14 protein-coding genes are annotated in these 12,570 nt (G+C 62.0%); 3 read left to right on the top strand and 11 right to left on the bottom strand.

Annotated features, from left to right (window positions below; translation table 11 throughout):
- The 3 genes from AAG799_RS19715 to AAG799_RS19705 form a co-directional block, all read right to left on the bottom strand.
- Positions 1 to 725, bottom strand: a 725-nt coding sequence (locus tag AAG799_RS19715) for an ABC transporter substrate-binding protein (RefSeq protein WP_341898571.1), incomplete at its 3' end; no start/stop codon positions are given.
- Positions 726 to 759: 34 nt separating this feature from the next.
- Entirely contained in the window at positions 760 to 1,542 is a 783-nt protein-coding gene (locus tag AAG799_RS19710; protein WP_341898569.1) for an ABC transporter ATP-binding protein, read from the bottom strand.
- Entirely contained in the window at positions 1,539 to 1,892 is a 354-nt protein-coding gene (locus AAG799_RS19705) for a recombinase-like helix-turn-helix domain-containing protein (RefSeq protein WP_341898568.1), read from the bottom strand. Before AAG799_RS19705 ends, AAG799_RS19710 begins: the two co-directional genes overlap by 4 nt.
- Before the next feature lie 89 nt (positions 1,893 to 1,981).
- Between AAG799_RS19705 and AAG799_RS19700 the strand changes: the two genes are divergently transcribed.
- Entirely contained in the window at positions 1,982 to 3,448 is a 1,467-nt protein-coding gene (locus tag AAG799_RS19700) for an aldehyde dehydrogenase (RefSeq protein WP_341898567.1), read from the top strand.
- An 11-nt stretch (positions 3,449 to 3,459) separates the two neighbouring features.
- Positions 3,460 to 4,239, top strand: coding sequence for an SDR family oxidoreductase (locus AAG799_RS19695; protein ID WP_341898566.1), 780 nt, complete (start codon positions 3,460 to 3,462; stop codon positions 4,237 to 4,239).
- A 2-nt stretch (positions 4,240 to 4,241) separates the two neighbouring features.
- Here the strand turns inward: AAG799_RS19695 and AAG799_RS19690 are convergent, their stop codons facing one another.
- From AAG799_RS19690 to AAG799_RS19655, 8 genes are all read right to left on the bottom strand, one after another.
- Positions 4,242 to 4,775 (bottom strand): 2,4'-dihydroxyacetophenone dioxygenase family protein, encoded by a 534-nt coding sequence (locus AAG799_RS19690; protein WP_341898565.1) that lies wholly within the window; start codon positions 4,773 to 4,775, stop codon positions 4,242 to 4,244.
- A gap of 33 nt (positions 4,776 to 4,808) precedes the next feature.
- Positions 4,809 to 5,573 carry an SDR family oxidoreductase gene (locus AAG799_RS19685; protein ID WP_341898564.1) on the bottom strand — a complete coding sequence of 255 codons (765 nt, stop codon included), beginning with the start codon at positions 5,571 to 5,573 and terminating at the stop codon, positions 4,809 to 4,811.
- An 8-nt stretch (positions 5,574 to 5,581) separates the two neighbouring features.
- A complete protein-coding gene (locus AAG799_RS19680; RefSeq protein ID WP_341898563.1) occupies positions 5,582 to 7,033 on the bottom strand; it encodes an aldehyde dehydrogenase in 1,452 nt (483 codons plus the stop codon).
- A 29-nt stretch (positions 7,034 to 7,062) separates the two neighbouring features.
- Positions 7,063 to 7,785, bottom strand: coding sequence for an ABC transporter ATP-binding protein (locus AAG799_RS19675; protein ID WP_341898562.1), 723 nt, complete (start codon positions 7,783 to 7,785; stop codon positions 7,063 to 7,065).
- Entirely contained in the window at positions 7,778 to 8,512 is a 735-nt protein-coding gene (locus AAG799_RS19670) for an ABC transporter ATP-binding protein (protein ID WP_341898561.1), read from the bottom strand. The genes AAG799_RS19675 and AAG799_RS19670 overlap by 8 nt, the downstream gene beginning before the upstream one ends.
- Positions 8,509 to 9,438 carry a branched-chain amino acid ABC transporter permease gene (locus AAG799_RS19665; RefSeq protein ID WP_341898560.1) on the bottom strand — a complete coding sequence of 310 codons (930 nt, stop codon included), beginning with the start codon at positions 9,436 to 9,438 and terminating at the stop codon, positions 8,509 to 8,511. Before AAG799_RS19665 ends, AAG799_RS19670 begins: the two co-directional genes overlap by 4 nt.
- Positions 9,435 to 10,307 (bottom strand): branched-chain amino acid ABC transporter permease, encoded by an 873-nt coding sequence (locus tag AAG799_RS19660; RefSeq protein ID WP_341898559.1) that lies wholly within the window; start codon positions 10,305 to 10,307, stop codon positions 9,435 to 9,437. Before AAG799_RS19660 ends, AAG799_RS19665 begins: the two co-directional genes overlap by 4 nt.
- Before the next feature lie 75 nt (positions 10,308 to 10,382).
- Positions 10,383 to 11,603, bottom strand: a complete 1,221-nt coding sequence (locus tag AAG799_RS19655; RefSeq protein ID WP_341898558.1) for an amino acid ABC transporter substrate-binding protein — start codon at positions 11,601 to 11,603, stop codon at positions 10,383 to 10,385.
- A 274-nt stretch (positions 11,604 to 11,877) separates the two neighbouring features.
- On the opposite strand from AAG799_RS19655, the gene AAG799_RS19650 reads away from it, so the two are divergent.
- The coding region (locus AAG799_RS19650; protein ID WP_341898556.1) for a hypothetical protein at positions 11,878 to 12,570 on the top strand (693 nt) is incomplete at its 3' end.

Raw genomic sequence — 12,570 nt, 5'->3', positions numbered from 1 at the left:
ATGCCCTTCAGCGTGGCGCGGACCAGCTTCTGGATCAGTTGCGGATTCTTCTGGATCACGTCATCGGCCGCCACGATGGCCTGCGCCATGCTCTTGAAATGCGCATCCGACGGAATGACCTCGATATTCATCTTGGCCGCCATCGCCTGAGCGGTCCATTCCGGCACCGCCGCCATGGCATCGGCCTCACCGGCAACAAACAGTTTCCAGACGTTGACCGGGCCGGCAGCCTGGGCATTCACGTCATTCTTGGTCATGCCCTGGGTGGCGAGCATGCCCAGCAGGGCAAAATAGGTAGTGTCCTGATAGGCCATCGCGGTGATGGTCTTGCCCTTCAGATCCTTGACCGTCTTGACGCCCTTGTCCTTGTTGAGGACCAGCTGCATCAGCGAGCCGCCGCCCAGCAGGGCAACGGTCTTCACCGGCACGCCATTGGGACGCACGATGATCGAAGTATCGCCGATACCGCCGCCGATCACCGCATTGCCGGCGCCAACCTGCTTGGCAACGTCAACACCGCCCTTGCCGATCTGGAAATCGACATTCAGGCCCTCGGCTTTGAAATAGCCGCGCTGCTGCGCCACCATCCAGGGACCAAAGGCCGGCAGCGATTTGGGCGCCGGCAGCAGGTAGGTCACGTCCTGGGCACGCACGTCCTGCAGGCCGGCAGCCGCCACGACAGCCAGGCCAAGGCTGGCCAGTAAAATCTTACGCATCGTCGTCATCACATTCCCCTCCGTGTTGATCACTGGTGTTGCGTTACGCTGCCGCCTGCTCGACATGCAGCAGATCCATCAGGCGCTTCACATAGTCGCCGACCTTCGGGTCCTGGCGCCGGGTCATCGGATTGTCGCGGCCCGGAATCTCGACCGGGATTTCCTCGATGATCCGTCCGGGCCGGTGGCTCATGACCAGGATGCGATCGGACAGCGCAATCGCCTCGACCAGATCATGGGTGATGAACAGTGCCGTCTTGCGGGTATCGGCCAGCGTGCGGCCAAGATCCTGCTGCAGCACCATCTTGGTCTGGGCATCCAGTGCCGAGAACGGTTCGTCCATCAGCAGCACCACAGGATCGACAGCCAGCGTGCGCGCCAGTGCGGCGCGCTGGCGCATGCCGCCGGACAGTTGGTGCGGATAATGCTCGACGAAGTCGCTGAGCCGGCATTTCGCCAGCAGGGCCAGGGCAATCTCGCGCCGCTGTGCGGCCGCTGTGCCCTGGATTTCCAGGCCGAGCTCCACATTCTCGCGGATGGTGCGCCAGGGCAGCAGCAGATCCTTCTGCAGCATGAAGGCAACATGGCGATTGGGCCTGGTCACCAGTTCACCATCGACAAAAACCTGGCCTTCCGTGGCCGGATCAAGGCCGGAACCCATATTAAGCAACGTGCTCTTGCCGCAGCCCGACGGGCCGATCAGCGATACCACCTCACCATCGGCGATGCTGAAGGTGACATCCTCCACCGCCACCACCACGCCACCCTGCCTTGGATTGGCGAAGCGCTTGGTGACATGGCGGAATTCGAGCCGTGGCATGCTCATGCGGCCTGCCCCTGGGCCAGGCGCTGCATCACGCTCTGGTAATTCGCCTCGGTCCAGCTGCCTTCCGGATGGCGCGGGCCATTGGCATTCAGTTTCGCGACAATCGCCGGCAACTCTTCGACGCCCTCGCGGAACATCGCCATCAGCGTGTCGGCCAGTGTGGCTTCGAAATCGGTGAGTGCGGCGGGGCGTGTCTGCCAGGGAATATTCGGCGTGCGTGCGGGATGTTCGACGGCATCAGGGCCGCCCTTGTTGGTGTCGCCGTCAGCACCGGCGGAAACGTCGGCCAGATAGGGGTTGAACTCCATCGCATCGCCCTCGTAGAAATGCGTCAGACGTTTTATTAGCAAAACGTCATTTCCTATATGCAACATCGTAGGGTTCGGCTACCGTCCTTGTAAAGCTGAATCTGTCGCAATCCTTTCATCGAACCGATCACATGACCGTCTTGCCACTCTATGTTGCCGGCAACTGGCGCCCGGGCCGCGGCGCACCACTGATCACGCGCAACCCTGCCAATAATGAGGTGCTGGCCAGTGTCAGCACGGCATCCATTGAGGATGTCGACGAAGCCGTGCAAGCCGCACAGGTGGCGATGCAGAACCCGGCATGGCGCGATCTGCTGCCGCATCAGCGCGCAGGCTATCTGCACCGTATTGCTGCCCTGATCGAGCGCGACTCGGAAAAGCTGGCCCAGCTGCAGCGGCAGGATAACGGCAAGCCGATCCTGGAGACCCGCGCCCTGGTGGCCAGTGCTGCCGGCACCTTCCGCTTCTTCGCCGCCGCCTGCGAAACCCTGGAAGGCGACATCACACCATCGCGCGGCAACTACCTTTCGCTCAGCCTGCATGAACCGCTCGGCGTTATCGCCGCGATCACGCCATGGAATTCACCGATTGCCAGCGAAGCCCAAAAAGTCGCCCCGGCCCTGGCCGCCGGCAACGCCGTAATCGTCAAGCCATCGGAATTCTCGCCCCTGCTGGCACTGGAGCTGGCAAAGCTGGCCGAGGAGGCCGGCCTGCCCAAGGGCCTGCTCAGCGTGCTGCCCGGTACCGGCACCGTGACCGGCCCGGCCCTGGTCGCACATCCCGGCATCGCCAAGGTCACCTTCACCGGCGGCACAGCCACCGGCCGGGCCATCGGCCATGTGGCAGCCGAGAAGATCATGCCGGTATCGCTGGAACTCGGCGGCAAGTCGCCGAATATCGTCTTCGCTGACGCCGATATCGAGCAGGCCATCAATGGCGTGCTGTTCGGCATTTTCTCCAGCCAGGGCCAGAGTTGCATTGCCGGTTCCCGCATCTTTATCGAGGAACCGATCTACGCAGGCTTCCGCGACCGCCTGGTGGAACGCACCAAAGCCCTGCGCATCGGTGACCCGGTATCGGAACGCACCCAGATCGGCCCGCTGATCACGCCGCAGCAGCGCGACAAGGTGGAAGGCTATGTGAAACTGGCACAGCAGGAAGGCGGCAGGCTGCTTTGCGGTGGAACGCGCCCCACCGATCCGGCGCTGCAGGACGGTAATTACTTCACCCCGGCCCTGATCGAGAACTTGAGCAATCGCTGTCGCACGGCGCAGGAGGAAATCTTCGGACCGGTGGGCATATTGCTGCCTTTCCGGGATGAAGCCACGCTGATCCATGACGCCAATGATACCGTCTTTGGCCTCGCCAGCGGCATCTGGACTGGTGATTTCCGCCGCGCCTGGCGCATCGGCCGCGCGCTGAATGCCGGCACGGTCTGGGTCAATACCTACAAACAGTTCAGCATCGCAACCGCTTTTGGCGGCAATGCCGAAAGCGGACTCGGTCGCGAAAAAGGCCGCGATGGCATCAAAGCCTATATGCGGCAGAAAAGCGTTTATGTAGACATGTCCGGCCGGTCAATTCCCTGGGCGGATTGAGGAAGCGAAACATGGATCTCGGAATCTCAGGACGTACTGCCATCGTCTGCGCCGCCAGCAAGGGCCTGGGCCGCGCCTGTGCCGAAGCCCTGGCGGCCGAAGGCGTACATATCATCCTCAATGCGCGCGATCAGACATCGCTTACGGCAACGGCCGGCGAGATCGCGGTCCGGCATGGCGTGCGGGTGATCCCCGTCGCCGCCGATCTCTCCACCGAAGCCGGGCGCGCCACCCTGCTGGCCGCCTGTCCCGCCCCGGATATCCTCGTCAACAATGCCGGCGGGCCGCCGCCGGGCGATTACCACAGCTGGTCAGCCGCCGACTGGGAACAGGCCCTCAATACCAACATGCGCGCGCCCATTGCGCTGATCGCTGCCTATGCCGATGGTATGGCCGAGCGCAACTTCGGTCGCATTGTCAACATCACCTCCAGCGTGGTACGCCATCCCATCGATGCCCAGGGTCTGAGCGCGGCTGCGCGCAGTGGCCTGCATGGCTTCGTCGCCACCATCGTGCGCGGCCTGTCGAAGCACAATGTCACGGTCAACAATCTGTTGCCGGGCCCGTTTGCCACTGACCGCCTGCTGTCGAATTTTGCCTTCCGCGCCAAACGCGAAGGCAAGCCGGTGGAGGATGTGGTCGCGGCCCGCAAGGCCGAGCTGCCCGCCGGGCGCTTTGGCGACCCGGCGGAACTGGGCCGGCTCTGCGCTTACCTATGCAGCGCCGGCGCGGGCTATGTCAGTGGTCAGAGCATCGTGCTGGATGGCGCCGCGCACCCGCAGGCGCTTTGAGCCTAGCGGAACAGCGTGTCGATATAGGCGGCGCCAATCCCGATCTTCTCATAATTGTTCCGGCACAGCTCGATGTAATTGTGCACATCGAAATAGCCGGCCGGCTCGCCATTCTCGTCCAGCCAGATCAGCGGTCCGGTGACGGTGAAGAACACCTTCATCGGATCCTTATGCTCATAGGCGACCAGCGTATGACCCTCGCCCGGTGTCTCGTAGACAAAATCGCCGGCGGTGGCAGTCCAGTCATGCTCCAGATAGCCCCACTTGCCCGAGATCGTGTAAGCGAAGACCTCATGGGGGTGGTAGTGGCGATTGACCAGGCCAGCGCTTTTCGCCATCAGGATATCGCACCACTTGTTCTGCGACGGTGAGATCCACAGCGGCCGCGATGACACCGTGTCGGTAAACGGCACATAGAGCCGTTCATCCTCGGTCGGTGCATTTTGCAGATACACTTCCGGCAGGGCATCGGGCTGAAAAACCTTGGCGATCGGCTTCAGGTCTTTCCAGAATTCGGTCGTGGCAAGTTCAGGCATGGGGCGCCCTCCTCTCCTGCTGCGGGTTAACGATCAGATATGCATGCCGCCATCGGCCATCAGCACACTGCCGGTGGTGAAGCTGCCAAGCTCGGAGGCATGGAACAGTACCATCCGGGCGATCTCCTCCGGCCGGCCATGGCGACCAAGCGGAATGATGGAGTCGAGCAGTTTCGTGCCGTCCCGGCCGGTGGCGGCAGTGATGCCCTTCTCGATATCAAGCTGGAATCCGTTGTCGATCGGACCCGGCGCAATCACATTGACGCGGATGCGGCGGGGTGCCGCCTCCTTGGCCACCGTACGCATCAGGCCGATCACAGCATGCTTGGATGTCGCATAGGCACAGATGCCGGGATCACTGGTGACTCCCACCACGCTGGAGGTGATCAGGATGCTGCCACCGTCATTCATCTGCGGTAGGCCGTATTTGCAGGCGAGGAATGAGGCCCGCACATTCACGGCCATCACCGCATCGAACACATCTTCGGGGTAATCCGTCACCGGTCGGATCACTCCGCTGATGCCGGCATTGCTGAACAGCACGTCAACTTTGCCCCAGCGTGAGACCGTCTCATTGATATAGCGCTGCGTGCCTTCGGTGCTCGCCACATCGGCGGCACAGGCTGCAATATCTTTGCCTGGACCGCCGATCTTGGCGATGGCCGCCTCGATGGCCGCCATGTCGCGATCCACCAGCATGACGCGACCGCCTTCACGGCGGAATTCCGCCACCGATGCCAGGCCGAGGCTGCCGGCGCCACCGGTGACGATACAGACCTTGCCATCCAGCAGAGCCATGACAGACCTCAGATCGGGAATCGGCCGGGCTGGGTCTCGATGGTGATCCAGCGCAGCTCGGTGAACTGATCCATGCCGGCTTTGCCACCGAAACGGCCATAGCCGGACGCCTTGGTGCCGCCGAAGGGCATCTGCGCCTCGTCATGCACTGTCGGGCCATTCACATGGCAGATGCCGCTGTCGATGCGACGGGCCACATCCATGGCACGGGCGATGTTGCGGCTGAACACCGCAGCCGAAAGACCATATTCCGTGTCATTGGCGATCCGCACGGCATCGTCGGTATCCTGCGCGCGCACCACGCAGACCACGGGGCCAAAGGACTCCTCATGGTAGATGCTCATGTCCGGCGTCACATGATCGAGCACGGCGGCATCCATGATGGCGCCTTCGGCGCGACCGCCGGACACCAGCTTGGCGCCTTTCGCGGTCGCATCCTTGATCAGATCCTGCACCTTCTGCACGGCTTCCCTGCTGACCACGGCACCCAGCGGCGTATTACCCTTATGCGGATCGCCAGCCACCAGCGTATTGGCCTTGGCGGCGAATTTCCCGACGAATTCGTCGGCCACCTTGCGGTCAACCACCAAGCGTTCGGTTGACATACAGATCTGGCCCTGGTTCATGAAGGCGCCAAACGCGGCAGCCTTCACCGCCTCGTCCAGATCGGCATCGTCCAGCACCAGCATCGGTGCCTTGCCGCCCAGTTCCAGCAGTACCGGCTTGAGGTAGCGGCCTGCCGTCTCGGCGATGATGCGTCCCACCTTGGTCGAGCCGGTGAAATTGATCCGCCGCACCGCCGGATGGGCAATCAGAGCCTCAACAACAGCGGCGGCATCGGCCGGGGCATTGGTTACGACATTGACCACGCCAGCGGGAAGACCGGCCTCGAGCAGGCATTCGGCAATCAGGCGATGGGTGCCGGGGCAGAGTTCAGACGCCTTCAGCACCACGGTATTGCCGCAGGCCAGCGGCATCGCCAGTGCGCGGGTACCCAGAATCACCGGCGCATTCCATGGCGCGATGCCCAGGATCACGCCAACCGGCTGACGCACCGCCATCGCAATGCAGCCGGGTTTGTCAGACGGGATCACCTCGCCACCAATCTGCGTGGTCATTGCGGCGGCCTCACGCAGCATGCCCGCTGCCAGATGCACGTTGAAGCCGGCCCAGCCGGCAGTGGCGCCGATCTCGGCTGCCATGCGCGCGATGAATTCCGGTGTCCTGGCGGCCATGGCATCGGCGGCCTTGTTGAGCAGGGCACGCCGCTCGTTGGGCCCCATTGCCGACCAGGCCGGGAAAGCTTTGGCCGCCGCATCGGCCGCGGCGCGGGCGTCAGAGATATCGGCAGCAGCTGCCTTGCTGGCGACACTGTCGTTCAGTGGATTGCGACGCTCGAAGGTACGGCCTCCAGCGGCCGGGATGGTCTTGCCGTCGATCAGCAGGTCGATGTTGAACATGCTGTGCTCTCCATTTTTCTCAGGTGAAATCAGACAGCCGAATGCGCAACGCCAAGATAGGCGCGCTGTACGGCGGGATCGTTCTGCAGTGATGTCGCGCTGCCCTGGCCAACGATACGTCCGTTTTCCAGCAGGTAGCCGCGATCGGCGATGGCAAGGCTGCGCTTGGCATTCTGCTCTACCAGCAGAACCCCGATGCCAGCCTGACGGATACGGGTGAGTGCACCGAACAGTTCACCGCACATGAGCGGCGACAAACCGAGCGATGGCTCATCCAGCAGCAGAATATCAGGCGCGGACATCAAGGCCCGGCCAATGGCGACCATCTGCTGTTCGCCACCGCTCATGGTGCGGGCTGCCTGTGTCATGCGCTCGCCCAGGCGCGGGAACAATGTCAATACACGGTTGAGATTCTCCGCTTCACTGGCGCGGGCACGCCTGGCATAGGCGCCAAGCATCAGGTTTTCCCGCACGGTCAGTTCGCCAAAAATGCCGCGCCCCTCCGGCACCAGGGCCAGACCGGCCTCGACGATGCTATGGGCGCGTAGTCTGGTCAGGTCGGTGCCGTTCAGTATGATCCGGGCGCCACCTGCTGCCGGCTGGATGCCACCGACCGTCTTGAGCAGCGAGGTTTTTCCACTGCCATTGGCGCCCAGGATCACGACAATCTCCGACTGTGAAACAGCCAGAGAGACATCGTCAACCGCGCGATGCTTGCCATAGGAGACAGAGAGATTAGCGATCTCAAGCATCGCTGTCTCCCAGATAGGCCCGGATCACTTCAGGATCGGCCAGCACGCTCGTTGGCGTGCCTTCAGCGATGCGCCGACCGGCATTCATCACCACGCAGCGATCGCAGAGCGAGCGGATCGCATCCATCACATGCTCGACCATCAGGATGGCGATGCCATCGCTGCGTAAAGACCGTACAAGCTCTATCCCCTGCAACAGTTCGGTTGGATTGAGGCCGGCCAGCCATTCATCCAGCAGCAGCAGTTGCGGTCGTAGTGCCAGGGCGCGGGCCAGCTCCAGCCGTTTCTGGTCGATATAGGTCAGCTCGGTGGTCATCACGGTACTGCGGCCCGTCAAGCCGACACGGTCCAGCAGAGCGTCGGCATTGGCCTCGGCGCGCGAACCCCATTCGTTGCTGGTACCGAAGGCAAGTCCTGCCAATACGTTTTCGCGGCAGGTCATTGAGCCCAGTACGCGTACCAGCTGGAAAGTGCGGGCGACACCCAGACGCGCGATGCGGAAAGGCGCCAGCCCCTGTATCAGACCACCGCGCAGTGCAACCGTGCCGCTGTCAGGCTTCAGTGCACCGGAGATCAGATTGAGCGCCGTGGTTTTTCCAGAACCGTTTGGTCCCAGTAAACCGACAATCTCGCCATTGCGGACGGTTAGCTCCAGGTCATCGACGGCAACCAGGCCGCCGAAGCGGCGGGTCAGGCCTTTTACAGCCAGCAAGGGCGTTGCAGTCATGGCTGCGCCCTCTTCCGCCGCGAGAACAGTTTTTCCGCCAGACCCGCGATGCCGTTCGGAATGGCATAGACGATCAGCATGAAGGCAATGCCGATCAGGATGCTGAAATGATTCGGGAAATTGGCGAGCAGGAATTCGAACAGCAGGGTCAGCGGCACGACGCCGAGGACTGGGCCATAGAGCCGATGCACGCCGCCCAGCAGCGCCATGATCAGAACCTGGAAAGACGTGACCGGATTGAAGGCAATTGCGGGGTCGATATAGCTCCAGCGCGGCGCCATCACAGCGCCGCAGAGCGTCATGAAGGCTGCACTGAGTATGAACAGAGCAACCTTGGCTGCGGTCACATTGATGCCGACATGGCGCGCCACGGTCTCGTCATCGCCGATCACCCGCAAGGCAAGACCAAGTCGTGAGCGCCGGATCAGAAGTCCTGCGGCAAAGACAAGGACAACGAGCGCGAGCAACTGCCAGTAAATCTGGTCTGTGGTGATATCAACAAAAACATAGCGGCCCAGCGTGCGGGTCTTGTTGACCTCGAACCAAGTGACCAGCTGGCGCACCAGTTCGGCCAGGCCGAAGGTGAAGATGACGAAGTAGACGCCAGAGAGCCGCAAAGTGGCCAGACCGACAATCAGGGCAACAACAGTACCGATACCAAGCGCGATCAGCAGCACCAGCGGCCAGGCCAGTACTTCACCAAGAACGGCCACCGTATAGACGCCGATACCGAAGAAGGCGACGGTGGCCAGCGAGACATAACGCGTCGGACCGGAAAACAGTGCCCAGGCAGTGGCTAGAACCGTGTAGTTCAGCAAGCTGATGGCCAGCGACAGACGATAGCCATCGGCCACCAGCGGCACGCAGGCCAGCACGGCAATCAGGGCCAAAACCCCGACGATTTTTACAGGCAGCGACAGCATCATCGCCCGCTCCTGCCGAACAGACCCTGTGGGCGCACCAGCAGGATGATCAGGAAGATCGTGTAGGTGGCCGCAAGCGTCAGGCCCGGGTCAATCCAGGTCGCGACGAAGGTTTCGGTCAGGCCAAGGATCAGGCCGGCGACCAGTGCCCCCAGCATGTTGCCGACACCGCCCATGATGACGATGATCAGCGCCTTCATGGTGAAGACCACGCCGATATTGGCATTGAAGGTGAGGAACATCGAGACCAGCACACCGCCCGATGCCACCAGCGCGCCGCCCAGCGCAAAGGCTATGGCCGCAGCCGCACGCACATCGATGGCGACCAGCTGGGCTGAAACCGGGTCGACGGCGACGGCACGCAGGGCCGTGCCGGCACGGGTGCGGGTCAGGCCAAGATAGAGCGCCAGGCCGATCACAGCCGCAAAAGCCAGCGCCAGCAGGCGGTTGGCCGCGATGGTGACACCGAAAACATTCACCGGAATGGCAAGGAAGGAGTAGCTGTAATAGGCGCCGCCAAACAGCACCAGCATGACGCCCTGCACCACGAACAGCAGCCCGAAGGTGGCCAGGATACTGTCCACCTCAAGCGCATCGCGGGTTTTCGCACGCTGCACCAGCGGCAGCAGCAGAATGCGATAGATCAGCCAACTCACCAGCAAGGCCGCCGGTACGATCAGTACCAGCCCCAGCAATGGATTGAGGCCGGCCGCGGTGAACAGCCAGAACACGGCAAAAGCGGCGGCGACCAGAATTTCGCCGTAGGACAGATTCATGATGCGCGCCACGCCATACTGGAGCGTCAACCCCATGGCGACCAGCGCATACATGCCGCCGAGCGTGATGCCCGTCAGCAGGGCTTCGACAAACATATCTACTTGACCTTCAGAAACGAAAATTCGGGCGCGGCGGCAACAGGGATAGCCGCCGCGCCCGTCCCACCACTCTTACTTCCAGGCCGGCTTCGGAATCACCATCGGCTTCATATTTGCACCATCTGGCGCGATGCCGGTGAAGAGGCCGTTCTGCCACTGGCCGATATAGGCATAGGTACCCTTCGGCGGCATGTTGTCGACCAGCTTGATCTTGCCCAGCACAGTATCAAAGGTTCCGGTCTGCAGCTGCTTGATGATCGCTTCACGATCGATCTTGCCGACGCGCTCGACCGCCTGCTCCAGCATCTGCAGCGAGACGTAGCCGAGCTGGCTGCCCCAGTAATCCGGGTCGCGGCTATGCATGGCAACATGCTTCTTGCGATACTCGGTAGTGCCTGCATTGTTCGGATCCCAGCCGCCGAGCGACATGATGCCTTCGACATTGGCACCAAAGCGCTGCGGGAACAGCGGGAAGCCCGTGCCCACACCGGTGAACATCACCTTCGGCGCAAAGCTTGCCACCTTGGACTGGTCGTTGATCGCCACGGTATCCGGCGGATAGCTGAAGGCGATGAAGGTGTCGGCACCGGAACGCTGGGCCTCGCTGATCAGCGGCGACATGTCCTGCGTGCCGATCGGATAGCTCTTGTCCATTGCCAGCTTGAAGCCAGCTTTGGTGAGACCATCGCGAGCAGCCTTGGACAGATCGATACCGAAACCGTCAGCCACACTGATCATGGCAACAGTGCCATTGATCTTTCCGGCCTTCTGCTGCTTGGACAGAAGATCGACAAGTGCGTCGATATACTGCGCGCTGGTACCGAGGAACCAGAAGCTGTTCGGCCAGCGCTTGACCAGGGCCGGAGCCTGATCGGTCACGGCACTGAAGGTCAGTTGCGGATAGCCGTATTTGTTGAAGACCGGACCGACAGCCAGGTTGAGACCGGTGCCCCAGGGCGGCAGCAGAAGATCGACCTTGTCCTGGGTGATCAGGCGCTCGACCGCACGCACTGCTTCTTCGGAATTCGAGCGGTCGTCATATTCGATGACTTCGACCGGCACGCGCTTGCCGCCGATCATCAGACCACCCTTGTCATTCAGCTCCTTGACCCAGAGCTGGTAATTCGGGATTTGCGTGATGTTGGCGCCACCGGCATTTGGCCCGGTCTTGGAAATGGCGTAGCCGATCTTGATTTTGTCCTGAGCCAGCGCCTGATTTGGGGCCGCCAGCGACAGCGTGCCGGCGAGGCCGACAGCCAACGCGGCCGCCAGTATGCGGAATCTGCGTGTCATTGTTTCTCTCCCTATCGGCCGGGGTCATGACCGCCGGCAGTGTTGTGAAAGTAGCCACTGCCACGTCCGGCTTCTTGCCCGAGAAGGAACCCCGACTTATCCCAGAGTGAACATCATTCCGCATACGCATGTCATTTTGCAGCGCAGCAAGTGCTTGTGCCGCAAAGGAATCACGCGAGTCGATAGGTGCAGAAACAATGCTGCTTTCCGCTTAACCTGGCGCGGGTTCGCGGCTAAACTGGAATAGTTGGGAGCCCAACGAAGGGGAGGATAAGTGAACGCGATTGCGGTGGTCTCCACCTCGCAAGTGGCGCCGGCTGATCGGCTGGCCCTGTGGGGCGATTTCGTCGGACGCCATATTGGGCATCTGCAGTCCGACACCTATGGCGACAGCCGGTTCGATGGCCGGCTTGAACTCGGCGATATCGGCGGTCTCAAACTGTGCCGCATCATCGCCAGCCGCCACCGCGTGGTGCGTACGCCAAACCAGATTCTCAATGATGACCGCGGATATGTGAAAATCGTGGCTCAGATCGAAGGCGCTGGCCGATTCGAACAGAATGGGCGCAAGCTGGTGCTGACACCCGGCGAATGGAGCATGTACGACACCACGCGCACCTACATCGTTTCCAATCCCGAACCGATCAACCAGCTCGCTGTTTTGCTGCCGCGCGACCGCCTGACGCGGCTAGGTCTCAATCTGGATGATACGGCGGTGCACCGCTTTTCCGGCCGTCAGGGCGTTGGCCGGCTGGTTTTCGATCTGCTTTCGTCGGCCTTCGCCGAACTGCCTGCCTTGGCTGGCCCGCGCGGCGGCACCGAGTTTGCCGACACCATCGCCAATCTGGTGCGCCTGGCTGTCCTGGATCAGATGGGCATGCAGAGCGATGCGGCCATGCGCGAGACCACGCGCGACCGCGTCAAAGCCTTCATCATGGCCAACCTGCAGGATCCGATGCTGTCGCTG

It is taken from the genome of Ferrovibrio terrae (assembly GCF_943371255.1).
Lineage (GTDB): Bacteria > Pseudomonadota > Alphaproteobacteria > Ferrovibrionales > Ferrovibrionaceae > Ferrovibrio > Ferrovibrio terrae_B.
Note: the sequence above shows the minus strand (reverse complement) of the source record. Positions and strands in the feature narration are given on the sequence as shown.